The sequence below is a fragment of the Nitrosomonas sp. ANs5 genome (assembly GCF_050584665.1).
In the GTDB taxonomy this organism is placed as follows: Bacteria; Pseudomonadota; Gammaproteobacteria; order Burkholderiales; family Nitrosomonadaceae; genus Nitrosomonas.
In genome coordinates this window covers 1-25,653 of the sequence record NZ_JBEUDO010000040.1, presented here as the reverse complement: position 1 = coordinate 25,653, position 25,653 = coordinate 1, and the positions used below count along the sequence as shown (strand labels likewise).

26 protein-coding genes are annotated in these 25,653 nt (G+C 53.6%); 14 read left to right on the top strand and 12 right to left on the bottom strand.

Translation table 11 applies throughout. The annotated features are described in order from the left end of the window. Nucleotides 1-75: 75 nt before the first annotated feature. A complete protein-coding gene (locus tag ABTW62_RS10175; RefSeq protein WP_430904464.1) occupies nt 76-852 on the top strand; it encodes an MlaA family lipoprotein in 777 nt (258 codons plus the stop codon). 151 nt (nt 853-1,003) lie between these two features. Here the strand turns inward: ABTW62_RS10175 and htpX are convergent, their stop codons facing one another. Continuing rightward, a complete protein-coding gene (gene htpX, locus ABTW62_RS10170; protein ID WP_430904463.1) occupies nt 1,004-1,885 on the bottom strand; it encodes a protease HtpX in 882 nt (293 codons plus the stop codon). 289 nt (nt 1,886-2,174) lie between these two features. Here htpX and ABTW62_RS10165 point away from each other — a divergent pair, with 289 nt between their 5' ends. The 4 genes from ABTW62_RS10165 (at nt 2,175) to ABTW62_RS10150 (ending at nt 6,054) form a co-directional block, all read left to right on the top strand. Further along, a complete protein-coding gene (locus tag ABTW62_RS10165; protein ID WP_430904462.1) occupies nt 2,175-3,329 on the top strand; it encodes an NAD(P)/FAD-dependent oxidoreductase in 1,155 nt (384 codons plus the stop codon). Nucleotides 3,330-3,347: 18 nt separating this feature from the next. Beyond that, nucleotides 3,348-4,556, top strand: coding sequence for a DUF2863 family protein (locus ABTW62_RS10160; protein WP_430904461.1), 1,209 nt, complete (start codon nt 3,348-3,350; stop codon nt 4,554-4,556). A 16-nt stretch (nt 4,557-4,572) separates the two neighbouring features. Then, entirely contained in the window at nt 4,573-4,875 is a 303-nt protein-coding gene (locus tag ABTW62_RS10155; RefSeq protein WP_430904460.1) for a YciI family protein, read from the top strand. A gap of 381 nt (nt 4,876-5,256) precedes the next feature. Then, nucleotides 5,257-6,054 carry a peptidyl-prolyl cis-trans isomerase gene (locus ABTW62_RS10150; RefSeq protein WP_430904459.1) on the top strand — a complete coding sequence of 266 codons (798 nt, stop codon included), beginning with the start codon at nt 5,257-5,259 and terminating at the stop codon, nt 6,052-6,054. A gap of 58 nt (nt 6,055-6,112) precedes the next feature. Here the strand turns inward: ABTW62_RS10150 and alr are convergent, their stop codons facing one another. Further along, a complete protein-coding gene (gene alr / locus ABTW62_RS10145; protein ID WP_430904466.1) occupies nt 6,113-7,198 on the bottom strand; it encodes an alanine racemase in 1,086 nt (361 codons plus the stop codon). A 369-nt stretch (nt 7,199-7,567) separates the two neighbouring features. Beyond that, nucleotides 7,568-8,959, bottom strand: a complete 1,392-nt coding sequence (locus ABTW62_RS10140) for a M16 family metallopeptidase (RefSeq protein ID WP_430904458.1) — start codon at nt 8,957-8,959, stop codon at nt 7,568-7,570. Nucleotides 8,960-9,059: 100 nt separating this feature from the next. Between ABTW62_RS10140 and ftsY the strand changes: the two genes are divergently transcribed. The 3 genes from ftsY to ftsX are packed head-to-tail and all read left to right on the top strand — an operon-like array spanning nt 9,060 to nt 11,653. After that, entirely contained in the window at nt 9,060-10,070 is a 1,011-nt protein-coding gene (gene ftsY / locus ABTW62_RS10135) for a signal recognition particle-docking protein FtsY (RefSeq protein ID WP_430904457.1), read from the top strand. Between the two features lie 24 nt (nt 10,071-10,094). Further along, on the top strand, nt 10,095-10,748 hold the full coding sequence (locus ABTW62_RS10130; RefSeq protein WP_430904456.1) for a cell division ATP-binding protein FtsE: 654 nt from the start codon (nt 10,095-10,097) through the stop codon (nt 10,746-10,748). Continuing rightward, complete coding sequence (gene ftsX / locus ABTW62_RS10125) at nt 10,745-11,653, top strand: permease-like cell division protein FtsX (protein WP_430904455.1); 909 nt, start codon at nt 10,745-10,747, stop codon at nt 11,651-11,653. The genes ABTW62_RS10130 and ftsX overlap by 4 nt, the downstream gene beginning before the upstream one ends. 363 nt (nt 11,654-12,016) lie before the next feature. Here ftsX and ABTW62_RS10120 read toward each other — a convergent pair whose 3' ends face one another. The 8 genes from ABTW62_RS10120 to ABTW62_RS10085 form a co-directional block, all read right to left on the bottom strand. Then, nucleotides 12,017-13,276: an FAD:protein FMN transferase gene (locus ABTW62_RS10120; RefSeq protein ID WP_430904454.1), complete on the bottom strand. Its 1,260-nt coding sequence runs from the start codon at nt 13,274-13,276 to the stop codon at nt 12,017-12,019. A gap of 7 nt (nt 13,277-13,283) precedes the next feature. Further along, nucleotides 13,284-14,504, bottom strand: a complete 1,221-nt coding sequence (gene nqrF / locus ABTW62_RS10115) for an NADH:ubiquinone reductase (Na(+)-transporting) subunit F (RefSeq protein WP_430904453.1) — start codon at nt 14,502-14,504, stop codon at nt 13,284-13,286. 156 nt (nt 14,505-14,660) lie between these two features. Further along, nucleotides 14,661-15,269 (bottom strand): NADH:ubiquinone reductase (Na(+)-transporting) subunit E, encoded by a 609-nt coding sequence (gene nqrE, locus ABTW62_RS10110; RefSeq protein WP_430904452.1) that lies wholly within the window; start codon nt 15,267-15,269, stop codon nt 14,661-14,663. Continuing rightward, nucleotides 15,266-15,934: an NADH:ubiquinone reductase (Na(+)-transporting) subunit D gene (locus ABTW62_RS10105; RefSeq protein ID WP_430904451.1), complete on the bottom strand. Its 669-nt coding sequence runs from the start codon at nt 15,932-15,934 to the stop codon at nt 15,266-15,268. Before ABTW62_RS10105 ends, nqrE begins: the two co-directional genes overlap by 4 nt. A 5-nt stretch (nt 15,935-15,939) precedes the next feature. After that, nucleotides 15,940-16,734, bottom strand: coding sequence for a Na(+)-translocating NADH-quinone reductase subunit C (locus ABTW62_RS10100; RefSeq protein ID WP_430904450.1), 795 nt, complete (start codon nt 16,732-16,734; stop codon nt 15,940-15,942). Beyond that, nucleotides 16,727-17,959 carry an NADH:ubiquinone reductase (Na(+)-transporting) subunit B gene (locus ABTW62_RS10095; protein WP_430904449.1) on the bottom strand — a complete coding sequence of 411 codons (1,233 nt, stop codon included), beginning with the start codon at nt 17,957-17,959 and terminating at the stop codon, nt 16,727-16,729. Before ABTW62_RS10095 ends, ABTW62_RS10100 begins: the two co-directional genes overlap by 8 nt. A gap of 8 nt (nt 17,960-17,967) precedes the next feature. Further along, entirely contained in the window at nt 17,968-19,326 is a 1,359-nt protein-coding gene (locus ABTW62_RS10090) for a Na(+)-translocating NADH-quinone reductase subunit A (RefSeq protein WP_430904448.1), read from the bottom strand. A 441-nt stretch (nt 19,327-19,767) separates the two neighbouring features. After that, nucleotides 19,768-20,208 carry a CBS domain-containing protein gene (locus tag ABTW62_RS10085; protein WP_430904447.1) on the bottom strand — a complete coding sequence of 147 codons (441 nt, stop codon included), beginning with the start codon at nt 20,206-20,208 and terminating at the stop codon, nt 19,768-19,770. Between the two features lie 252 nt (nt 20,209-20,460). On the opposite strand from ABTW62_RS10085, the gene ispD reads away from it, so the two are divergent. The 6 genes from ispD (at nt 20,461) to ABTW62_RS10055 (ending at nt 24,246) form a co-directional block, all read left to right on the top strand. Next, a complete protein-coding gene (ispD, locus tag ABTW62_RS10080; protein WP_430904446.1) occupies nt 20,461-21,162 on the top strand; it encodes a 2-C-methyl-D-erythritol 4-phosphate cytidylyltransferase in 702 nt (233 codons plus the stop codon). After that, a complete protein-coding gene (gene ispF, locus ABTW62_RS10075) occupies nt 21,159-21,644 on the top strand; it encodes a 2-C-methyl-D-erythritol 2,4-cyclodiphosphate synthase (protein ID WP_430904445.1) in 486 nt (161 codons plus the stop codon). The genes ispD and ispF overlap by 4 nt, the downstream gene beginning before the upstream one ends. A 12-nt stretch (nt 21,645-21,656) precedes the next feature. Further along, entirely contained in the window at nt 21,657-22,202 is a 546-nt protein-coding gene (gene thpR, locus ABTW62_RS10070; protein ID WP_430904444.1) for an RNA 2',3'-cyclic phosphodiesterase, read from the top strand. A gap of 91 nt (nt 22,203-22,293) precedes the next feature. After that, nucleotides 22,294-22,965: a tRNA (adenosine(37)-N6)-threonylcarbamoyltransferase complex dimerization subunit type 1 TsaB gene (tsaB, locus tag ABTW62_RS10065; protein WP_430904443.1), complete on the top strand. Its 672-nt coding sequence runs from the start codon at nt 22,294-22,296 to the stop codon at nt 22,963-22,965. Beyond that, nucleotides 22,962-23,429, top strand: coding sequence for a ribosomal protein S18-alanine N-acetyltransferase (gene rimI / locus ABTW62_RS10060; protein ID WP_430904442.1), 468 nt, complete (start codon nt 22,962-22,964; stop codon nt 23,427-23,429). The genes tsaB and rimI overlap by 4 nt, the downstream gene beginning before the upstream one ends. Nucleotides 23,430-23,505: 76 nt before the next feature. Then, nucleotides 23,506-24,246: a uracil-DNA glycosylase gene (locus ABTW62_RS10055; protein ID WP_430904441.1), complete on the top strand. Its 741-nt coding sequence runs from the start codon at nt 23,506-23,508 to the stop codon at nt 24,244-24,246. Nucleotides 24,247-24,318: 72 nt separating this feature from the next. Here the strand turns inward: ABTW62_RS10055 and lplT are convergent, their stop codons facing one another. Further along, on the bottom strand, nt 24,319-25,596 hold the full coding sequence (gene lplT, locus ABTW62_RS10050) for a lysophospholipid transporter LplT (protein WP_430904465.1): 1,278 nt from the start codon (nt 25,594-25,596) through the stop codon (nt 24,319-24,321). Nucleotides 25,597-25,653: the final 57 nt, after the last annotated feature.

The window sequence follows — 25,653 nt, the reverse complement described above, 5'->3', positions numbered from 1 at the left end:
TGTTTTTTAGCCCGGCAACTTGTTGCACGAGTATCGCTATGGCAATATGAACAATCAATCTCAACAATAACGAAAATGTCTACCTATCCTCAGAAACTTGTGGCGCTATTATTGACGGGTTGCGCGTTGTCGGGTTGTGCTTCCGTGAACGATCGGCGTGATCCTTTGGAATCCATGAACCGTGCCATATTCGCATTTAACGAGAAGCTGGATGAGGTTGTGCTGGAGCCGGTAGCAAGGGGCTATCGCGCCGTGACGCCAGACCCGATCGAGATGATCGTCGGGAATTTTTTTGCCAATCTGGATGATGTGGTCATCACCGCCAATTCGCTGTTACAACTGAAGTTTGCGGATGCGGCAGCAAGTTCGACGCGCGTGCTGATCAATACGACTTTCGGTATGCTGGGGGCGGTTGACCTGGCGAGCCATATCAGCCGTGTGAGCGATATCGATATCAGCAAGCGCAACGAGGATTTTGGTCAGACATTGGGTCACTATGGAATCGGTAGCGGCCCCTATCTGGTCCTGCCGGTATTGGGCCCGAGCACTGTGAGAGATGCGATAGGCATCGGTGTGGACAGTAGCATTTTTCATCCTGCACGGGCGATTTATACCAATTTCGATTTATGGACGGTGCGTGCGCCGGCCACGACCGGCGAGATGATCGACCGGCGTGCGCAAATGCTTGATCTCGATAAAACGCTGGAAGAAGCGGCGCTGGATAAATACGAGTTTGTTCGCGATTCCTTTCTGCAGCGACGCGAGAGCCTAGTGCGTGATGGTAGGCCGCTAGCGGATGAAGATTTTGAAGAGTTTAATGATTTTGATGAAGAGTTTTTGCTGGACGATTGAACCTGGAATCCTCGGATGAAATAATCTTGCAGCAAGGCCGTGCCTTGCCATGAGGCAGCTGAAAATTCCAGGTTGAAACGGTTTTGTTGCCTGACCTTGGCCAGACTCAACGGATGATAGTGTGTGCTGAGTCCGGCAGAGTCAGCCGGTATCAACCGGCGGCGCGTAACGCTTCGATTCGCTCTTCAAGTGGCGGATGTGACATGAATAAACGTCCCAATTGGCTGCGTTGCCCGGAAATTCCAAAAGCCGCAATTTTTTCTGGCAAATGGGAGGGCTCGTATTCCTGTTGCAAGCGCTGCAATGCCGCAATCATCTTGGTGCGTCCCGAAAGTTGAGCGCTGCCGGCATCGGCACGGAATTCACGCTGGCGGCTGAACCACATGACGATAGTGGTCGCCAGTATGCCAAGCACCAGCTGGGCGATCAGGCTGGTGATGAAATAGGCCGGTCCATGGCCTTCTTCCGTTTTGAAGACGACACGGTCGACCAAGTGACCGATCACGCGCGACAGGAAAATGACAAAAGTGTTGACGACCCCCTGAATGAGTGCCAGGGTGATCATGTCGCCATTCGCGATATGACTGACTTCATGAGCCAAGACCGCTTCAGCCTCGTCCTGGCTCATTTTCTGCAACAAGCCGCTACTTACCGCCACCAGCGCATTGTTTTTGTTCATTCCTGTTGCAAAGGCGTTGATGTCGGGCGAGTCATAAATAGCCACCTCTGGCATACCTATTCCCGCTGCTCTGGCCTGCCGGCGAACGGTATCGACCAGCCAGCCTTCGGTTGCATTCGAAGGGATCTCAATGACCATGGCGCCCGTCATGTGTTTTGCACTCCACTTGGACATAGCCAGCGAAATAAGAGAGCCGCCAAAGCCGATGACTGCCGAGAATACCAGCAGGGCATTAAAATTCAGGGCGCTGCCTTCGGCATCTAAGATCCGATCCACCCCAAGCAAACGCAGGGTGATGCTTAATACCACTAATATTGCAAGGTTGGTTGCAACAAATAGAAGAATTCGTTTCATTGCCGTGTTCCTTCAAGATTGGTTGACGAGCATTCAAAAATGTTAAACGGTAATCGTTCACAACATGATCGCATATGATGACACATTTCATAATATCAAGTGTGCCAGCTCACTGGCGGCAAAGGTTGCATTGCCGTGAGCAAAATTGCCTGAGATGCCATTATAATGAACAGCTGTTGCCCTGGTTCTGGTAGTGGATTCGGGGCTGGCTGCGGCTATTTAAACTACGGGACATCAAAAGGGGAGAGAATTTGTCGATTAATGAAAGCAATACAATGGGGGATGTAAAATGCGTCAACAGCCTGTCGTGATCGTTGGCAGTGGGCTGGCAGGTTATGCCGTCGCACGGGAATTGCGGAGACTGGATACTGACACTCAGGTGACACTTTTGTCTGCGGATCATGGTGGATTTTATTCCAAGCCTATGTTATCCAATGCCTTGGCAACAGGCAAAACACCTGACTCGATTCTGAATGCAGAGGCTGGCAAGATGGCCGATCAATTGAATATCGTGATCCGGCCATACACCCGCGTTGATGCGATAGATACAGCTGGCGAGAGTGTACTGCTTGAGAATGGCGAGCGCCTGGGTTACGGCCGGCTGGTATTGGCACTCGGGGCTGATCCAGTTCGGTTGGCGATTCCGGGAGAGGGAGCAGATGAGATATTGTCCGTCAATGACCTGGATGATTATCGACATTTCCGTGAGTGCATAGAGGGTAAACAGCATATAGCAATCCTTGGCGCCGGGCTGATTGGTTGTGAATTCGCCAATGATCTTGCTGCCAAGGGCTATCAAGTGAGTGTGTTCGATCTAAGTCCGCAACCGCTCGGTCGTTTGCTTCCTGAAGAAGCCGGCCGATTCTTGCAAGAAAAATTGGCTTCGGCTGGTGTCAATTTTCTGCTCGGGACAACTGTCCACAAGATAGAGAAAGCAGATGGCGGTTATCGGTTATTCTACCAAGATGATCAGTTTGTCCAGGCGGATGTGGTGCTTTCGGCAATTGGTCTAAGGTCTCGAATCAGTCTGGCCGAGGCTGCGGGAATAAGTGTGAATCGGGGCATTCAAGTGGACAGGTATTTGCAAACCAGTATCCAGAATATCCATGCGCTGGGGGATTGTGCGGAAGTGGACGGTAAAGTGTTGCCGTTCATCATGCCCATCACGCATGCTGGCCGAGCGCTGGCTGCGACATTGGCCGGCACACCAACCCGTCTTCACTATCCGGCAATGCCGGTATTGGTAAAAACGCCCGGCTGTCCAACCGTGGTTTCACCCCCCGACCCGCACGCGAAAGGCGAGTGGCAGATCGAAGCCAGCCTGGATGGGGTTAAGGCCTTGTTTCAGGATGCGGCGGGCAATTTGCTGGGTTTTGCCCTGCTGGGGACGGCAACCAGCGAACGTCAGACGCTGACATCGCGATTGCCGCCTATATTGGCATAAATTAACGCCTTATTGCACATGAGAAGATCGTCTCAGAAAGTGAAATATCCAGGCGCATCCGCCTTGCGTGAGCTTGTCAGGGTAGCCAGAGGGCTGGCTCGATCCAGCAGCCGAATCGAGGATGCTTTCTGGGAGAAGCGACTGGATGATGTTGTCCAGTCGCTATTGGCCGCTGGAGATGATCAAACGCTACAGTTGGCACTCGATCGGCTGCAGGATCTGGAACCGGAAGTCTATGCTGAAATACTCTATACCATTGAGGCGTCAGTCGAGTGCACTAAATGGATGGCACCGGATCAGGAATACGATGTATTGCTGTTTGTCATGCCGGTCCTGGCCTGGTCGCATAGACAGGATGCCATTCCCTATGGAGAGATCCCCGATGCCATCATAGCCAATCTGCAAGCACTGCTGGCAACGCTGGTATTCGCCAAGGGGGTCAGGATAACCCTGGCCAACTATATGCTGTGTCCGCAGCAGATACAGGGTCATTACCATTTTTTGTATGATCTGGCGCATCAATCGCGGCCAGCGGCAGTTGCTGGTCAATCCGTTATGCATCTGGAAGCGTCGATGCCTGGCAAGACCGATACCTTATCAGGCATCAGGTTTGTTGTGGGTGCGGCGGCTACGCCTCGGGGCGGGGCTATTTTTCGTTGGCAAACCATGCGCGGCCATGCGCGGTTGGCGGATAAATCCCAGGCTGACGAACCGGAAATAGGGGGCTGGCAAACCGAGGTCGACAAGCTTCTGCAAGAGTTTTTTCCAGGCTGTGCGGTACGCTCGGTGATGCCCGATGCCTTTTTTGCTGGCGCACGCACCGCTGCTCATCTGATTCGTCCATTCTCGGTTTATGCTTGTCTCGATTATTTAATGGCCAACGATATCGTCATGGATTCATTAACCGCGGTGATAGCGCCTGTTCTAGGAGAACAGCACCATGAATACCGCATCAGCTTGATTTATACCAAGACTGGAGAAGTTCTTCATGGCATTATCTGGTCCTTGGTTAACGATGAATCTGCCGGCATGCTCGTCATCTCGGAAATTCAGGCTATCCTGCACGAGTGTGGTATAACCAGAATGATTGTCCTGGGCAATATGCTCGATCTCGAACCTGCTTCTGAAGCAGAATATGAAAGTAGCTTGTTTCCGAACCTTGAAGGGAAAATGGTCAAGACGAGCCGGATGAGCGATTTCAAAGAACTATCGGGGTATTTACATTGACAAAAGAGAAAGATACATGCTCTATTTGATTTACGGGGAGGATGCTCCCAACAGTCTGGCACAGCGCATGGCGAATCGGCCCGCGCATCTGTCACGCTTGCAAGCCTTGCAGGAAGAAGGGCGACTTTATTTGGCGGGGCCTTGTCCGGCTATCGATAGTGCTGATCCTGGGCCGGCGGGTTTTTCCGGCAGCTTGATCGTGGCTGAGTTTGCTTCTCTCGAGGAAGCGCAAAACTGGGCTGATGCGGATCCTTACAAATCGTCCGGTGTGTATGCAAAAATCAGCGTGAAGCCATTCAAGAAAGTCTTGCCGGAATAATTTCAAGTGTCCAGTAATTGTTTAGGAACTCAAGCTGGCTCAAGCTCTCCAATCTTGCGAATGCCTGTCGTATCAATTATGGGCGAAGGAATCCAGGCTAGGAGGCTGTCCGAGAATAGCGATCGTAGCGAGGGCGAGGCTGGTTGAGTTGGATTTTTCGATCATTTGAGGCGAATAGTTGTTCTATTTAACGAAAAGGATCGTAAAATCCGGTCAATCAGGCTCGTCCGCAGTAGATCAGTCTATTCTCGGACAGCCTCCTAGGTTGGCATGGGTGACTCGTGTCCCGTTGTTCACAAAAAAGGATTCATCCGTGCTTTGTTAAGGCATACGCTTATCAAGCCAATTTATTAACCTGACTATAAATCCAAAGGTAATTTTATGCGTCTAATCAAATTTATGTTTTGCGTGCCCTTCGCTGTCCTGAGCCTGGCCGTTGTGTCTCCCTTGTATGCTCAGAGTGCCGGTACGGTTGCTAAAGTCAATGGCGTGGCCATTCCCCAGGCACGCCTCGATCTCATGGTCAAGGCCGCAGTCGCGCAAGGACAGCCGGATACGAATGAGATGAGAAATGCGCTGCGAGAAAATCTGATTGCAGAAGAAATTCTTGCGCAGGAAGCGGTAAAGAAGGGACTGGATCGTGACCCGGAGGTCGTAACCCAGATCGAGCTTGCGCGTCAAGCAGTTCTGATTAGAGCATTCCAGGCTGATTACATCCGGAACAATACCATCAGTGACGCCGAGTTGCGTAAAGAATATGAAGCGGTCAAGTCGCAGATGGGTGACAAGGAATATAAAGCACGTCATATCCTCGTAGAAACGGAGAAAGAAGCTAAAGACCTCGTTGCCATGCTCAAAAAAGGTGGCTCATTCGAAAAACTGGCAAGCGAACGTTCCATCGACAGCGGCAGCAGGGACAATGGCGGGGAGTTGGGTTGGAGTCCGTCTGCGGTATATGTCAAGCCGTTTGCCGATGCATTGAGGAATCTGAAGAAAGGGGAGCTGACCAGTCAGCCGGTGCAGACAACATTTGGTTGGCATATCATACAACTGGATGATGTGCGGGCTGCCGTGCCACCCACTTTTGAAGAGGTCAAGCAGAATATGCAGCAGCGTGTACTGCAGCGTAACTTCGCCGAGCTGGTCGAGTCGTTGCGTAAAAAAGCCAAAGTGCAATAATAAGCAACTGGATGCAATCATCGGGCGCATCCTTGGACTGGATCCATGCGCCCGATGATTAGGGACGGGTGACCGTTCTTACCCGCGGGGAAAGCGCAGCGAGCAGTTCATAGCTGATGGTGGCTGCGCTTTCAGCAACGTGCTCAACAGGTAATCCCTGCCCCCACAACGTGACCGGGCTGCCAATCTTCGCGTGCTCGATACCACTCAAATCGACGCTCAACATATCCATCGAAACTCGCCCAATTAGCCGGGTACGCTGGCCATCAACCAGTACGGGTGTGCCTGTGGGTGCATGGCGGGGGTAACCATCCGCATAGCCTGCAGCAACAATTCCAATCCGCATGGGGCGATCTGCCACAAACTGTCCGCCATAACCCAATCTGTCTTGTGGATTGAGGTGTTGGATGGCGATGATTTGGCTGGTTAATGTCATGACCGGCCGCAAGCCGAGTTCGTCGCCTGTTTTTTCGATCAGCGGGGACGCCCCGTAAAGCAGCAGGCCTGGACGAACCCAGTCTGCATGAGTCTGGGGGTAACGCAAGATGGCGGCAGAATTGGCTAGCGTTTGGGGCAGGCGCTCGGTTCCTGGTAGCTGAAGGGCAGCAAAGCGACTCAATTGCTGATCGACATCATGCCTTTCCTGTGGGTTATCTGCACAGGCGAAATGCGTCATCAGCGTAATGCTGCTGACAAAGGCCTGCTGCCTGAGCGCATCCAGTACGGTGCGACCTTGCTCGGGTCTGAAACCGAGTCGATTCATGCCGGAATTGATTTTGAGAAAAATGTCGAGTTTCTCAATTTCCTTGCATGAGAGCAGCATGGCTAACTGCTCTTGATGATGAATGACGGTGCTCAGATGATATCGAGCCAGTACCTTGAGCTCCGCTATCGAGAAGAACCCCTCCAGCAGTAGAATGGGCTGCGGGAAGCCGGCTTCCCGCAATTGTATGGCCGCTTCCAGCTCCAGCACGGCAAATGCATCGACATCACTCAGTGCCTGTGCACAGCGGAGCAGGCCATGTCCATAAGCATCGGCTTTGATGACGGCGATGACGCGCGCGTGGCGAACATGCTCGCGGATGACGGAAAGATTATGCCGTAAGGCGGCGAGATCGATAATGGCGCAAGTCGGGCGGTACATTATGCTGTTTGCCGCAGCAAAGAAATAGGGGGCGTATCGATGGTGATGCAAGCAGTCCCGATGGGGTTTTTTGTGTACATTTGTCCAGTGGGTTGGCTTGGCCATGATGAGAGCATGCCAGTATGCCGGGCTCTCCTGGATTTCGAACAGCTGGAGGAGCGCTTCACTAATCCGGACTGCCCGACAAAACCATGGTTAGGCGCCTCGGGCCTGCGTCTGCCCATGTATGCCTGCCATGCAGCCAGCGTTGCGGTTTCATACTCGATGTCTTCTGAAGCGCACATCGGTGCAGCAATGAGATCGTGAGGGGGCACTGGTGCGGGCAGGAGAGCGGCTAAACCGGATAAGACAATGGCCGTATTGGTGTTGTTAATGTCGGAGTTGGGTTGTGCCTGGCTGGGTGGGTGCTGCCGCAGTCAGTGGCTGCGGATCCAGGGTGGCAACCGTTAGAAAGTCATCGATCAGATATTTCCGGGCGACTTCTTTGACTTGCTCAGCTTGAACTGCCTGCAGTCCCTTTAAAATAGTATCCGCATCTCGATGGGTAAGGCCCGCGCTTTCCAGTCTGCCAATTTGCATGGCCTGTGAGAACATCGAGTCAAGCTGGTAAACGTGAGCTGCCACAACTTGCGCCTTGACCCGCGCGAGTTCCGCCTCCGTGATGCCGGATTCGACAATCTGGCTGATTTCAGCCCGTATGGATTGCTCGAGTTCATCAATGGTTTTGTCTTCACTTGGTGTGCCATCAAAATAAAACATGCCGGGGCCACGGGCAATAGCGCTGTAGCCGGCGCCCACCGAAAGGGCAATGCGGGCTTCGCGTACCAGCGATTTATTGAGTCGCGCGGAAGCGTGGCCATCCAACACGCCGGCCAGGATTTCCAGCGCATAAGGTTCCCACTCGTTTTGTGGGTCGCGCAGAGTCGGTACTTTGTATCCCATCAATAGATAGGGCAGTTTTGCGGGTGCCTTGACCTGCAGGCGCTTGGTGCCAACCTGGGGAGGTTCCGTCTGGGGCTTGCGTTCGGCGATGCCGGGTAACGGGCGGGCATTGGCTTTGCCATAATGCTGTTTTGTCAATGCGAGCACGTTTTCCGGATCAACATCGCCAACTACGACCAGGACCGCATTGTTGGGGGTATACCAGCGGTCGTACCATTCCTGGTTGTCGCTGACTTGCATATGCTCCAGATCATTCATCCAGCCGATCACCGGTCGCCGGTAAGGATGGGTCTGGAATGCGGTGGCGATCATTTTTTCATAGAGCAGGGAACGCGGCTGATCGTCAGTCCGCAGTCTTCTTTCCTCCATTACAACCTGAATTTCCTTGCTGAATTCTTCTTCGGTGAGTAGCAAATTGCTCATGCGATCAGATTCAAGTGCCATGGCCATCGGCAGATGACGCTGATGCAGCTGCTGGTAGTAGGCCGTGTAATCGCGGCTGGTAAACGCATTTTCTCTCCCCCCGACTGCGGCAATCCGCCGGGAAAACTCTCCTGGAGGAACCTCGGCTGTGCCCTTGAACATCATATGCTCGAGGGCGTGAGCCACGCCGGTTGTACCGTTGGTTTCATCCATGCTGCCCACTTTGTACCAGATTTGGTGAATGACCACCGGTGAGCGATGATCTTCTTTGACGATCAGTTTGAGACCGTTATCGAGCGAATATTCATGCGGATTTGCTAGCGCGGAATGGGAGCCCGCCAGTGCAAGACCGAACAGGATCAGAGCGTAATGAGCAAAACGGAAATCAGTTTTCATATATTTGGCAAAATGGCTTTTCACTGAAGCAAGAGACTAAATCTACTAACCGTTAAGTGATATTATATTTATCTCTCTGAAACAAGAACAGCCTACCAGAATGTTTAGTATTTTTAAATCCAAAAAAGATAAGAACGATAAAAACGATCAGAATGATCAGAACGAACAAACCACCGAACCGGTCAGCTTTGCCAGTAAAATCAGGCAAGGGCTGGCTCGCACCCGGCAGAATCTCGGCAAGCAGCTGTCCGGATTGTTCCGTGGCCGCAAGATCGATGAGGCGTTGTATGAAGAACTCGAGACCGCGTTATTGACAGCAGATACCGGGATTACAGCCACCCATCGTTTGCTGGAGTCGCTGCGCAAGCGCGTCAAGCGCGATGCATTGAGTGATTCCGAACAGCTCAAGACAGCCCTGCAAGACGCCCTGGTCGAGTTGCTTCAACCCTTGGTGCGACCGCTGGAGACCACAGAAAAGCAGCCTTTCGTGATTATGATCACGGGCGTGAACGGTGTGGGTAAAACGACCACAATCGGCAAGCTTGCCCATTATTTTCAGGCACAAGGACAATCTGTCTTGCTGGCTGCCGGCGATACCTATCGGGCTGCGGCACAGGAGCAATTGAAAATATGGGGTGAGCGCAACAATATTACGGTGATTGCGCAGGAGAATGAGGATGGCAAGAAAAGCGACCCGGCTGCTGTGATTTTTGATGCGATTACTGCTGCCAGGGCACGGCATATCGATATCGTGCTGGCCGATACTGCCGGTCGCTTGACGACACAGCTCCATTTGATGGAGGAAATTAAAAAGATCAAGCGTGTGATCACCAAGGCCATTCCCGGCGCTCCCCATGAAGTGTTGCTGGTGCTGGATGCCAATACCGGTCAGAATGCTGTAAGCCAGCTCAAGGCATTCGACGAGGCGCTGGGGGTAACGGGTCTGGTGTTGACCAAACTGGACGGGACTGCGAAGGGCGGTGTCATTGCAGCTATTGCCGCACAATACGCTGACCATCCGCCTGCTTTGCGCTTTGTCGGGGTGGGTGAGGGACTGGATGATTTGAGGCCGTTCGATGCCAAAGAATTTGCCGAAGCGTTATTTGATTGAGCGTCTACTGGGTATTCCTCTGGCATGATCGATTTCCAACATGTGAATAAGCGCTACGTAGGCGGCTACGAAGCGCTCACCGACATTACGTTTTCTGTCGAGCGCGGTGAACTGGTTTTTTTTACCGGCCATTCGGGCGCGGGCAAAAGCACGCTTCTGAAAATGGTCGCTGCCATAGAGCGGCCAACTTCCGGCAACATTTTTGTGGGTCAACAGAATATCAGCGCACTCAAACGCAGTGCGATTCCCTACTTGCGCCGGAATCTGGGATTGATTTTCCAGGAACAGCGGATTCTGCTGGATCGCAATGTATTTGCCAACGTCATGTTGCCGTTGCAGGTGATGGGGGCTGACAGCAGAACCGCTGCCGCACGGGTACGCGCGGCACTGGACAAGGTCGGATTGCTGGATAAGGAGAAGGTGAATCCGATTACCTTGTCCGGCGGTGAGAAGCAGCGATTGTGCATCGCCCGTGCTGTCGTTCACCGTCCCACCATCTTGATCGCAGATGAGCCGACAGCGAGCCTCGATGCCGGCTATGCACGGGAGATCATGGCCGTTTTCGAGTCGTTTCACCAAGTGGGCGTGACAGTGCTGATCGCTACCCACGATATGATGTTGCTCGATGCAGTCCGCTCTCGTGTCTTCGAGCTTAAACAAGGAAAGCTGGCCGCATGAGTATATGGTTATCCCAGCACTGGCATGCGCTGCTGCGCGCACTCAGGCAGCTGGTGATCTCGCCTGTCACCAGTCTGTTGAGTGTGGGTGTGTTTGGCGTCGTGCTCAGCCTGCCGGCAGGGATCTTTTTGTTACTGGAGAATCTCCAGACAGTTTCGGGGCATGCCACCGAATCTCTACAGTTGAGTGTTTTTCTTGACACCAATGCGAGGCAGACGGATATTGAGCTAATCAATGCGCGCCTGGAGCAGATTCCAGCTTTCGAAAGCTTTCAGTTCATTTCCAAAGAAATTGCCTTGCAGCAGCTTCAACAGGAAAGCGGTCTGGCTGAGGCCATGCGCAACCTCGGCAAGAATCCGTTACCGGATGCTTTCGTGGTCAATCTGGGCCATATGGCGGCTGATGAAATTGAACGCATGCGGGAAGCCATATCAGCCTGGCCGGGTATTGCACAAGTGCTGGTGGATACCGATTGGGCCAGAAAGCTGGATGCAATCCTTGATCTTGGCAGGGTGATCGTATTGATGCTGGCCGGTTTGTTCGGCGCTGCCTTGATCATAGTGATTTTCAATACGATACGCTTGCAAATCCTGACACGGCGAGACGAGATCGAATTGTCCAGGCTGATAGGCGCAACCGACAGCTATATTCGGCGTCCGTTTCTCTATTTTGGCGCCATCCAGGGACTGGCTGGCGCGGTACTGGCCTGGTCGATACTGGCCTTGGTTATTTTTAAACTGAATGAATCCCTGTTCGAGTTGGCCAGACTATATGCCACGACATGGGCGCTCAGCCATTTTTCCTGGCAGCATAACCTGATGCTGCTCGCGTTCTCCGGCGGCCTGGGTTGGTTCGGTGCGCGCTGGTCGGTCGCTCGGCATCTGGCCCATATCGACTGCGCATAGCCTATGGCGTCGCAATACGCCCGGTCTGCGATGGGTTGATTTCAGTGTTCGGCGGCAACAACTATCTGGTGCGGGGAGGGTTTGCGCACCATAGCGCATCATAAAACTGGCAAGGGATTACTCTCGGCTGCATACGCCTGCTGAAGACTGCCCGGGCGACTAGTATACTCCGTACCGTCAATTAGCTTACAAATGAAATCGATGGATTCGCCTGCCAGGCTAGGCGCAAACCGCACCGTAGCTATGGCGAGGATTTGCAACAACGCATGACAGGCGAAGGCGCGATTTCATGTAAGCGTTTTGGCGGAACGGAGTACTAGACGAGGGCCGGTCAATGCTGGAGACTGACGGAGCGGTCGATGCTCAGAATTTATTGTCTAGCTTGGCAGCCCGTTGCGTGCCGGTGTGACGGCTGGCGCAGGGGCGGCTGCAACCGGCATCGCAACCGAGCCCAAGCCGGCCGAGTCCGCCACAACTGCCGGCAATGGGCTGGCGCCCATTGAGTACGCCTATTGCCATGGCGATCAACGCAAGTCCCATCACAAGAAATGTGGCTAAAAATATCTGGCTGAAACGGGAGTGATGGGTATCAGGAAAATGACTGCTGGTATATTCCTTGAGTGTGCCATTCTGGTTGACAAGATAGAGTACGGCCAAGCCCTGTTGTTCGGCGATGCGCAGACCGCGCTCATGCCCGCTCACCAGCAGGGCAGTCGCCCAGGCGTCCGCAAGCATACTGCTTTCCGCCAATACCGTTACCGAGGTTGCGCCATTCTCGACTGGCCAGCCTGTGGTGGGGTCGATGAGATGGCTGTAGCGGCGGCCATCCAGTTCGAAGAAATTACGATAATCCCCCGAAGTGGCGAGTGCCGTATTTTTCAGGGGCAGCACACGATGCAGCGAGCGGCCATGTTGGAGAGGCTTTTCAATGCCGACCTGCCAGGAATTGTTCTGTGCATTGGTGCCGCGGGTGTGGATTTCTCCCCCGATATCAACCAGATAATGATCGATGCCCTGTGAGTCGAACAGGGCCGCTATTTGATCAACTGCATATCCCTTGGCGATGGCGGATAAATCAATATAGATATCGGGATGTGCCTTGCGCACGGCCGGTATTTCTTGATCCAGCTCAAGCATGGCTTGGCCGGTTCGTTGGCGGATGGCGGCAATCGCGTCTGCGGCGGGGATTTCCTCGGGCTGGAACTCGGGCCCGAATCCCCAGAGATTAACCAGTGGTCCCACTGTAATATCGAACCGGCCCGCACTTTGTTCGCCGATGGTCAGTGCCGCCTGAAGCACTGTAAACAATGCATCGGAAATGGGTATCCAGTCGGTTGAGGTTGCCTGGTTCAGGCGCGACAGTTCTGATTCTTGATCATAGGTGGACATCGTTCGGTTGATGGTGTCGAGTATCGAATCAATCTGTTTTTGTGCTTGTTCGGGGCTGAATAACGCTTCAGGATGACGGTATTTGATGCTGTATTGCGTCCCCATGGTGTAGCCATGCAGTTGCGATAGGGTGGGGGATGGCGACAGGAATGCGCGTGCCAGCAGAGCGATCACCAGCAACGCCACCATGCCGATGAGAATTGGGCGAAGGAATCCGTGCCGTGCAGTTTTCATTGTGTCATCATCCTCCAAAATCATCGAACAGAATATTTTCTTGTTCAACTCCCAGGTCGAGCAGCATCTTGATAACAGCCTGGCTCATCATGGGTGGGCCACATAAATAGTATTCGCAATCTTCCGGTGCAGGGTGATTTTTCAGATAATTGTCGTATAACACTTGGTGTATGAAACCGGTATAACCTTGCCAATTGTCTTCAGGCAGCGCATCGGACAAGGCAACATGCCATTCAAAATTATCATGTTCCTTGGCCAGATTATCAAAATCCTCGACATAGAACATTTCATTTTTGGAGCGCGCACCGTACCAGAAAGAAATTTTACGCTTGGATTTGAGGCGGCATAGCTGATCGAAAATATGTGAGCGCAGCGGTGCCATGCCCGCACCGCCGCCAATGAAAATCATCTCATTGTCGGTGTCACGGGCGAAGAAATCTCCGAATGGTCCCATGATCGTGACCGCATCGCCCGGCTGGAGTGAAAAAATATAGGAAGAAGCCAGGCCGGGTGGAGCGTTCTGCTGTTTGGGCGGGGGCGTGGAGATACGTATATTGAGCATGATGATGCCGCGTTCTTCAGGGTAATTGGCCATCGAATAGGCGCGTATCACCGGTTCATCTGCCTCCGATACATAACGCCAAAGATCATAGCGGTCCCAGTCCGCACGGAAACGGTCTTCGATATCGAATGTCTTGAATGGACTTTTATTGGGCGGGCATTCAATCTGGATATAGCCGCCGGCCCGGAAATCGAGTTGCTCTTCCTCGGGAAGTTCCAGTACCAGTTCCTTGATAAAAGTGGCAACATTAAGATTGGAGCGGACCTTGCAAGTTATTTTCTTGGCGCCAAACACGGCATCAGGGACCGCTATTTTCATGTCTTGCTTGACAGAGACTTGGCAGGACAGGCGATAGCCGGCGCGCGCGTCGCGTTTGTTGATATGCGAAGTTTCGGTTGGCAGTATTGCGCCTCCCCCTTCAAAGACCTGGACCCGGCATTGGCCGCAAGTGCCGCTGCCACCGCATGGCGAACTCACAAAAATATCAGCGTTGGCAAGCGTGCCCAGTAATTTGCTCCCGGTTGGCGCTTCGATGGTGCGTTTATCATTGACATTGATTTTGACCTGCCCCTGGGCGATCAACTTGGCACGTGCGCCGAGGATAAGGAATACCAGGGCAATAATGATCGAAGTAAAAAAGAAAACGCCGAGTGAAATTTCCAGCATGCGTGGCCTCAATCAGAGTCGTTGAAAATAACGAAATGCGTGGATAGGCACAGGCTTGTTGGTCAGGCCGGGGCAAGCGCCAGCGAGGAGAGGCGCGCATGGTGACGCGTGCGCTTGCTCGCGCTCTGAGGAGAAGATCCGTTTATCCACAAGCCGCTAAAACCGGACGCCGGAAAAAGCCATGAAACCCATTGCCATCAAGCCCGTGCTGATGAAGGTGATGCCCAATCCTTGCAGGCCATCCGGTATATCCGAATATTTGAGTTTTTCGCGTATACCTGCCAGCGCCGTAATCGCCAATGCCCAGCCCACACCGGAACCCAGACCATAGGTGATGCTTTCGGCCAGATTGTAGTCACGCTCGACCATGAACAATGAGCCACCCAGAATGGCGCAATTGACGGTAATTAATGGCAGATAAATGCCAAGGGCGTGGTAGAGCGCTGGCACAAAGCGGTCCAAGAACATTTCAAGTATCTGTACCATGGCTGCAATCACGCCGATATAGCTGACAAATCCGAGGAAACTCAGATCGATTTCCGGTAGTGCCATCCAGGTCAGTGCGCCATCGCGCAGCAAATACTGGAAAACCAGATTATTGATCGGAACGGTCAGCGTCTGGACAACGATCACGGCGATGCCCAATCCAAATGCCGTCTCGATTTTTTTGGAAATGGCCAGAAACGTACACATGCCCAGAAAGAAGGCCAGGGCAAGATTCTCAACAAAAACTGCAGTGATAAATAAACTGGCAAGGCTGTTCATCTTGTGGCTTCAGTAGGGTTATGGGCTGGCTGAATGCGAAACTCTGGTTGCTCGACCTGGCTGGTTTTCCAGGAACGTACTCCCCAGATAATCAATCCGATTAGAAAAAAAGCGCTGGGCGGTAATAACATCAGTCCATTGGGCTCATACCAGCCGCCATCCCGGGCGAGCGGCAGTATCGAAAATCCGAACAGTGAGCCCGAGCCGAATAATTCGCGCATTGTGCCGACCATCAGCAGAATCACGCTAAATCCGAGACCGTTACCCAGTCCATCGAGAAAGCTGGGCCAGGGGGGATTCTTCATGGCAAACGCTTCCGCGCGCCCCATGACGATGCAATTGGTAATGATCAGGCCAACGAATACCGACAATTCGCGGCTGATCTCATAAGCGAATGCCCGTAGAAACTGATCGACCACAATTACCAGTGAAGCAATGATCGTCATTTGCACGATGATGCGGATATTGGTGGGAATATAATGACGGATCAGACTGATCAGTGTGCTGGAACAGGCGACCACCAGCGTCAGCGCAATGCACATGGTCAGCGCCGTCGATAATTTGGTCGTGACTGCCAGGGCTGAACAGATACCCAGCACCTGCAGAATAATGGGATTGTTGTCAACCAGGGGCGCAAACAGAATTTTGCGGGTGGATGGTGTCATGATAATCAACTCCTTTCTTCACGTAGACGAAGCAGAAAAGGGCGGAAACCCTCCTGTCCGAACCAGAATTTGAGCAAGTTATTGATGCCACGGGTCGTCATGGTTGCACCGGATAAGCCATCAACTTTATGTTGATTGTCGGGTGTGTCCGTGCTCACTGCCCCTTTGACGAGCTCGATGCGCGGTTGCCAATCGTCATCAAAAACCACCTTGCCTGGCCAGAGGTCCAGCCAGCGCGAATTGTCAACTTCTCCGCCCAATCCTGGTGTTTCGGCATGCTGATAGAACTGGATGCCTCTGACTGTGCGCAGGTCGCCCTCCAGGGCGATAAAGCCGTAGAGGGTGGACCACAAACCGTAGCCGTATATTGGCAGAACCAGTGTTTCCAGTTTGCCTGCCTGATCGAAGACTTGATAGACCGGCAAATATTTGGGCTTGCGCCGGATTTGCGCCAGATCCTGTTCCGGAGCTAGCGATATCGATTGGGCGGCATCCTTGCCGGCTCTCGTTATCTCGAACTGTTCCGCATCCTGATCGTCATGGTATTCGCCGCTGGCAAGCTCGACCATACGCACGTCAAACTGCCGATAGGCTTGTTCGACGGATAATCCGCGGTCAGTCAACCCGGCAAGTTCGACCAGCACTTGCTGGCGCGCCTGGATCCGATTGGCTAGCTGGATGGGTTTGAGCATGACGGCAGCGCTGGCTACAATCAGCGAGCAAACCAGGCACACAGCGACCGCGACGCCGAGTGTCCGGCGGCCGCTATGGGGGACAGGGGTCTGATTTGTTTCAGCCATGTCGGCGCATCCTCCTGCGGATATTGAGCTGGATAACGACATAATCGATCAGGGGCGCGAAGACGTTGGCAAACAGGATCGCCAGCATGATGCCTTCCGGAAAGGCTGGATTCATCACTCGAATCAGAACCGTCATGAATCCGATCAGCAAGCCGAACACCCAGCGCCCGGCGTTGGTCATGGCGGCGGACACCGGATCGGTCGCCATGAACACCATGCCAAACGCAAATCCCCCTAGCACCAGATGCCAATGCCAGGGCATGGTCATCATCGGGTTATCACTTTCCAGCAAATTGAATAATGCACTGGTGATCGCCATGCCGAAAAAAACCCCGAAAATAATACGCCAGGATGCAACCTTGGTATAAATCAGAAAAACCGCGCCCAGCAGGCAGGCGAGCGTAGAGGTTTCACCCAGTGAACCGGGGATGAGTCCGATGAAGGCTTGCCACCAGCTATAGCCTGCAGTCGTTACGGCTTCCAGGCCACCGAGTGCGCCCAGTCCCAAGGGGGTCGCGCCGGAGTAGCCGTCCAGCCCCATGAGCAGCGTGGAGCTGGTGTAACCGTCGATTGCAACCCATACTAGATCACCCGAGATCTCGGCCGGGTAGGCAAAAAAGAGAAAGGCGCGCCCAACCAGCGCGGGATTGAGAAAATTCTTGCCCGTGCCGCCAAAAATTTCCTTGCCGATCACTACCCCGAAACTGATGCCTAACGCGACCATCCATAACGGCATGTTCGGCGGCAAAGTCAGGGCGAATAGCATCGAAGTGACCAGGAAGCCCTCATTGACTTCATGCTTGCGTATAAGCGCAAACAGGACTTCCCAGCAGCCGCCCACCACCAGTGTTGTCAGATAGATCGGCAGAAAAAACAGCAGGCCATGCAGGGTGCAAGCCAGTATATTGCCGGGGTCGAAGCCAAGGTTGAAAGCCCGAAGCAGGCTGCTGCGCCAGCCATGATTGACCAGGCCGAGTTCCTGCAGCACCAAGTTGGCCTGGTAACCGGTGTTATACCAGCTCCAGATGATGCAGGGAATCAATGCCACCACCACATAGCTCATGAGCCGCTTGAGATCGATGGCGTCCCGCACATGGGGGGCGGAGCGTGTCGAGTCGTTGGGCGTGTACAAAAAAGTATCCACCATTTCGTACAGGGCATGATATTTCTCGAATCGCCCGCCCTGATCGAAATGTGGTTTCATATTGTCAAGCAAGCGGCGCATGGCAATGATTATCCTTCTTTCTCGATGAGTCTTAAATTTTCGCGTAACACTGTTCCGTAATCATGCTTGCCGACACATACAAACGAGCAGAGTGCGAGATCCTCTTCGTCCAGTTCAAGGCAACCCAGCTTCTGCGCCATGTCGGTATCCATCACGAGCAGCGCGCGTAAAAGATGCGTGGGCAATATATCGAGCGGCATGACTTCTTCAAAGCTGTTAATGGGAATCATCGCGCGTGGACTGCCTTGCTGGCTGGCGGTAAATTCAAATCGACCGCTTTTGTGGGCAAAACTGGAAAGCAGTACATTCAGCTGGGAGTACTTGTTTCCTCCGGGTCTCAACCAGCCGAGAAATTCCCGTTCGGCTTTTTCTTTGACCACCGTAATTTGTCGATGATAGGGTCCCAGAAAGGCCAATTCGTCTACCGCATGGCGTCCAGACCAGACAGAACCAGAAATGATGCGGTTTTCAGTAGTGTCGATGGATTCCCCGGCCAGCAATTCCTCGATCGACGCGCCCAGCCGGGTGCGCAACAAACGCGGTCTTTTTACTTCTGGCCCGCCCAGTGCGATGATGCGTTCAGTCCAGAGACGGCCGGTGACGAACAGCTTGCCGATCGCGATCACATCCTGATAATCCAGATACCAAACAGTTTTATGCAGGCTGACTGGTTGCAGAAAGTGAATGTGTGTGCCTGGCAAACCGGCAGGGTGGGGGCCCTGAAAGCGAGCTTGACGTAGCTGTGGCAGGTTTTCGGGCAGGGGCAACTCCGCTTGCGGGGATAAGCAGAGCCATAATGGTCCATCGGTCAAATGCGTGAGTACATTCAGGCCATGCTTGAAGGATGACGCTTCGGCAGTGATGAGGGGGGCGGGATCGGCGGCCAATGGATTGCTGTCCATGGCCGTGACGAAAATTGCAACTGGCTGGGTGGATGGGTCGGGTATCTTGCTGTAGGGCCGTGTGCGTAACGTTGGCCATAAACCGGACGCCAAGAGATTCGCTTTGACTTGTTCTCTTGTCAGGCTGGCGAGTTTGTCTGGCGCATACTGGTCGAAAGTTTCCGATTCTTCCGACGCATTCAACTCGATCACCACCGACAATAGGATGCGTCTCGCTCCCCGGTTAATGGCTACAATTTTGCCAGCGCCTGGTGCAGTGAAAACCACGTCCGGCAGTTTCTTGTGCTCGAACAAAGGCTGGCCAAGCTTGACCGTGTCACCTTCTGCCACTCTCATGGTTGGCTTGAGGTCGATATGATCCACCCCCAGTACCGCTACATGACGCACTGCGGCGGCTTCATCCACATACTGTTCCGGTTTGCCGTGGATGGGCAAATCAAGACCCTGTTTTAGCTTGATAAGCATGATCGAAGTGGAGATGCCTTTGTTCGTTATATGTCCATTATTTCATCAGTCCTGAGGCAGAGGAGAGTAGCTTCTTCCAGCCGCCTGACCCTGTGTGTCTAGGAGGCTGTCCAAGAATAGACTGATCTACTGCGGACGAGCCTGATTGGCCGGATTTTACGATCCTTATCGTTAAATAGAACGACTATTCGCCTCAAATGATCGAAAAATCCAACTCAACCAGCCTCGCCCTCGCTACGATCGCTATTCTCGGACAGCCTCCTAGACGCTTTGATAGAACTGATGCTTCTCAATGCTGCGAGGCTGCGCGCTTTTACGCATCCTGGTTAATGCAGACGTCTTCGGGATGCGGCATGCTCCCAAAGTCCGTTTCAATCACCCGATACGTTGACGATGGCCAGTGTTCGCATCGATAAGGCTGAGCGGTTGATTGGCACTGTCTTAAATTTCCCGGGTATCGTAAATATAGCGTTCGAGCTGCTGAATGACAAACTTATGTTGTGAAATGGCATCCTTGACCAAATCGCCAATCGAAAGCATGCCGATGATTTTGCCTTCTTCCAGAACCGGCAGATGACGAATGCGCATTTCGGTGACCAATGCCATGCAGTCTTCATTGGTATTGTCGGGATCGACATAAGCGACCTGGTGGGTCATGATTTCCTTGACCAGCGTGTCTTTGACCGGTTTGTCCAGTAAATAGGATTTTCTGGAAAAATCACGTTCAGTGAGTATTCCTACCGGCTTCTCGCTTTTCATGACCAGCAATGCGCCAATGTTGTTGGCTGCCATTTTTTGCATGGCATCGAAGACCGAATCCTCGGGGCCAATCGTGACGACAGTATGACCCTTTTCCTGCAGCAGGTGTCTGACGGTTTTCATGGTGATTTCCTTTTTTATTGATTGAAATGATTTAACCTCCCGGTTTTTTACTATGTTAGCGGTTTGTGGGCGCAAAGCAAACCGGCAGACAGCAAATATCTCCTGAGCAGAAGCACACATAGGCCGCCCAGGTGGCTGCCGAATATGGCAGCGAGCCAGCGCGTGTTATCGGAAAACCTGCCGGCTGTGCGATAATGTGACATTGTTCGCTCGCGGGTGACGGGCGCAAAATGGTTTATTCAGGATTTATGCATGACTGATTTTATTGCACTGATTCCAGCCGCTGGTTCCGGTTCTCGTGTCGGGGAGCGCGCCCCCAAACAGTATTTGCCGCTGGCGGGAAGAATGATGATTTATCATGCGCTTCGCACCCTGTGCCGGGTCACGCGCATTACCGAGGTGTGTGTGGTGCTGGCGCCGGAAGATAGCGAGTGGGTGCAGCATGACTGGAGCGAGTTTGCCGGCAAGATTCAGACATTTCCCTGTGGGGGGGCGACGCGCGCGGAAAGTGTCACGAACGGGCTCAAGGCGCTCATGGCAGCAGGCCAGGCGACTGAAGAGGACTGGATACTGGTGCACGATGCGGCGCGCCCGGGGCTGAGCATAAACCTGACTGAACGTTTGCTCGATGAACTGGCAGAAGATGAAGTAGGCGGTTTGCTGGCCATACCGCTGGCCGATACCCTGAAACGTGCGACCAGCCAAGCGCGGGTGGCGCGCACTGAATCCAGGGAAGGCTTGTGGCAAGCACAAACCCCCCAGATGTTTCGTGCCGGATTGTTGCTGTCAGCCCTGGAACAGGCGCCGGCCGATATTACCGACGACGCGAGCGCAATTGAGGCACTTGGGTTGTCTCCCAAGCTGGTGTTGGGGGATGCATATAATTTCAAGGTGACCTATCCTCAGGATCTGGCACTGGCTGAACTGATTTTACGGGAACGTATGACAGAATGAATGCAATGAGAATTGGTCAGGGCTTCGATGTCCACCCGCTTGTAACCGGGCGGGATCTGATTATTGGCGGGGTAACCATTCCCTACGAGAAGGGTTTGCAGGGACATTCCGATGCCGACGTGCTGCTGCATGCCTTGTGCGATGCGTTACTGGGTGCAGCGGCGCTGGGCGATATTGGCCGCCATTTTTCCGATACCGACGCGCGCTACAAGAACATTGACAGCCGCGAACTGGTGCGCGCCGTGTATCAATTACTCGTTCGGGAAAATTATCGTATCATCAATATCGATGCCACCATTATTGCCCAGGCGCCCAAAATGGCCCCACATATTCCGCTGATGATCGCGCATATCGCGCAAGATCTCGCCATGTCCGAGCGCGATATCAATATCAAGGCAAAAACTGCCGAGAAGCTCGGTTATGTTGGCCGCGGCGAGGGGATTGTGGCCGAGGTGGTGTGCTTGCTCACGCAGGCGAAGTGATTCGTTACAGGAATGCCTGAGGCGCGCCGCACGCTCAAAATTTTCCTCGCACTCTGGCCGCCTGCTGCCGCACGCCAGCAGCTGGATCAACTGGCCAAACAGCTGATTGCCGGTTGTCAGGGGCGGGCGATTCGCCCAGAGAATTTGCATTTGACGTTATTGTTTATCGGTGAAGTGGCGCCGAGCGTGCTGCCAAAGCTGGGCCAGGCCGTGTCGGTGGTCAAACAGCCGGCTTTTCACATGATCCTGGATGAGATCCGATACTGGAAGCGGGAGGGGATTGTCGTTGCCGGCATGCAGCAACCTCCTGCAGCCTTGCTGGAGCTGGTGCAGGCATTGCGGCAGGCGCTTTCCACTATGGAAATACCCTTTGATGCCCGTCCATTCAAGCCGCATGTGACGCTGGTAAGAAATGCCAAATGCCGCGAATTGCCGGATTCAATGACCGTGATCGATTGGGAAGTTGCGCAATGGTCACTGGTACAATCCCTGCCCACCCCGCAAGGGGTGGTATATCGCGCACTTACAAACTGGCTGCTTGAACCGCCCGGACCTTGACGGGCAGGCGTGACCAGCCGTCCTGGTGGGTGCGCCGGGGCCGGATGATTGGGCAGTACTGTTTGACACTATTTATTTCCGTTAATTTATTTTGAATATCATCGCGTTTGATACTTCGACCGAATACTGCTCGCTTGCTCTGTGGCAAAATGGCACTGTTTCGGAGCGGGAGGTTTTGGCCGTTCAGCAACATTCCGAATTGCTGTTGCCGATGCTCGCAGCACTGTTGAACGAGCATGATCTCACGCTCAAACAGCTTGATGGCATCGCGTATGGGGCGGGTCCCGGTTCGTTTACCGGTTTGCGCATCGCCTGTGGGGTTGCGCAAGGGCTGGCTTTTGCACATGATTTGCCGGTGGTTGGCATCATCACGCTGGAGGCCATGGCACAGCAGGTGAATGCAGAGCGGGTGCTGGCTGCGCTCGATGCACGCATGGGCGAGATTTACTTTGCGGCTTACGAGAAAAGTGGCGCGGACTGGCTGCCGGTCCATGTGCCGCTGCTATGCCGGCCGGAAGCCGCGCCGGCCGTGACTGGGCAGAGCTGGGTAGGCTGCGGCAGTGGCTTTGATGGCCACGCGGATGCACTGAAAAACGTATATGCCGGTCGCTTGCAGCAGATCATTCCAGATTGTCATCCACGCGCCCGTGAGATGGCGCAGCTGGCCGCCGCCAGATTCATTAACGGTGAAGGCAGTGCGCCGGAAAATGCCATCCCGGTCTATCTGCGTAACAAAGTGGCATTGAAGGAGAGCGAACGGTGAAAGACACTCGGCATGAGGCCATTATCCGTACGATGCATCCAGATGATCTGGAGCAGGTCATCCGGATCGAGCATGAGATATTCCTTTTTCCCTGGTCGCTCGTCAATTTCAGTGATTCCATCAAGGCGGGTTATCAATGCCGGGTCCTGTCGCAAGCGGGTAACGACGATGTGATGGGTTATGGCATTCTGATGATGGGGCCGGATGAAGCGCATGTGCTGACGCTTGGGATCGGCGCATCCTGGCAAAAGCAGGGCTGGGGCAAATATCTGCTTGGCTATTTCATTGAATACGCCGCAGCGCAGCAGGTCCAGTCTGTTCTGCTCGACGTGCGTGAGTCCAATCTCGGCGCGGCAACCCTATATAAAAATCTGGGATTCAAGCAGGTCGGGGTGCGCAAGGGATATTATCCCGCGATGTGTGGCCGTGAGGATGCGTTGGTCATGGTGCTGGATTTATCCTGAATGGTTCGATTGGTTGGGGCCGTGCCGGCAGGTGCGCGAGACGGTGGTGGCCATTGCCTGTTCCGGGATTTGAGGTATGGATACGAATAGACTCAGGGAGTTGAAGTTGTTGCCCGTATGGCGCGCCAGGACGGGTGCCATACCCGATCAGGCACCTGTTGCGACGCATGCACCGGATGGCAGCGCTCTGCCCGAAACCGATACAGCCAATTGCTTGCATGCCAATCAGCAGATGGATGTGGCTGCTATGGATTGGGCGCAACTGAGGCAGGCGGTTGCGGGTTGTACTGCTTGTCCGCTCAGTCAGGCACGCAAGCAAACCGTTTTCGGAACGGGTGATAAAGCTGCCAGCTGGCTGTTCATCGGTGAAGGTCCCGGCGCCAGGGAGGACGAGCTCGGCGAGCCATTTGTGGGGCAGGCTGGCAAGCTGCTGGATAACATGCTGCAAGCGATCGGTCTCAAACGTGACCAGGATGTTTACATCGCCAACATCGTGAAATGTCGCCCGCCAGGCAACCGTAATCCGCAACCCCTGGAAGCAGAACAGTGCCGGCCCTATTTGTTGCGCCAGATTGCATTGGTGCAACCCCGGCTGATTGTGGCTCTGGGCAAAGTGGCCGCACAGAATTTGCTGGCGAGCAGCGAAAGCCTTGCCAGCTTGCGCGGCCAACTACATGATTTCTCAGGCATCCCTCTGATTGTCACTTATCACCCGGCCTATCTGCTGCGCACCCTGACTGACAAAACCAAGGCATGGGAAGATCTATGTTTTGCCCGGTCAACCATGCAATCATTGCAGGCTTCCAGCCAACTGTGAGTCGCCTGGAAGCCTGCCATCATGACAATTACAAAGAGATCTGAAATCAGGCGATTGACCCGCTTTTCAGGGTTATAGTTGCCGCTCCCGCGTTCCGATCAAATGGAGCGAATCCTGCTGGCGCTGATTGTCCAGGTGCCATTTGCGCACAAAGATCATGGTGGTGGAAACGAAGAGTCCGAATAAAGTGATGACGATGTAGATATCGACATCGAGCCATATCAACAGTGCGTAGATGGATAGCATCGTCAATATGCTCAGGTTTTCGTTGAAATTCTGCACGGCGATGGAGTGTCCGGCGCCCATCAAAATATGGCCGCGATGCTGCAATAAGGCATTCATCGGGACAACAAAGAATCCCGCCAGCCCGCCGACTGCTATCAATAGTATGACGGCCAGCCATAGATCGCGTACTGCAACCATGCAGATGACCACGATGCCCATGGCAATTCCCAGAGGAATGACTTCCACCGAACGGCGCAGCGAAACCAGTTTGGCAGCCAGGACCGAACCCAGCGCGATGCCGATTGCCACAACACCTTGCAGCAGCGCCGCTTCATTCAGCGCATAGCCTAAAGCCGCTTCGGCCCATTTCAGAACAATGAATTGCAAAGTGGCGCCAGCGCCCCAGAACAGGGTGGTGACCGCCAGTGAAATCTGCCCGAGCTTGTCAGTCCAGAGGAGTTTCACGCAGTGTGAGAAATCGTGAATCAGGAACAGCGGATTTTTCTTGAGCATGCGGTGATCGATGCCGGTATTGGGAATGAATAAATTGATCAGCGCCGCCATGGCGTAGAACAATGCCACCACTACCAGGCTCGCTTCCACCGCGGTATCGATTCCAAAATCCAGGCCCGGGAAATTTATGGAAAGCAAAAAAGACGAAACCGCAGGGGTAATCAGCAATCCGCCTGTGACGGTGCCCAATACGATCGAGCCCACAGTCAATCCTTCCATCCAGCCATTGGCAATCACCAGTTTCTCGGGCGGGAGCAATTCCGTGAGTATGCCGTATTTTGCCGGGGAGTAGGAGGCTGCACCCAGCCCGACGATAGCGTATGCGCTCAATGCCAGGAACTGATGTGTGGCCAGAAACAGCAGCATGCAACCGACGATTTTGATCGAGTTGCTGACAAACATGACCCGGCCTTTGGGCATGGAATCGGCAAAGGCGCCGACGAGTGGTGCCAGCAGCACGTAAAACAGCACAAATACGAATTTGAGCATGGGAGTCAGATAGGCCGGTGCCTGTAAATCGATCAGCAAGGCAATCGCCACGACCAAAAGCGCATTATCCGCCAGCGATGAAAAAAACTGCGCAGCCATAATGGTATAGAACCCGCGCTCCAAACCTGCTTCCTCCTTACTTGTCCTAGTCAATCGAGAATACCGCCATAGCCAGACTAC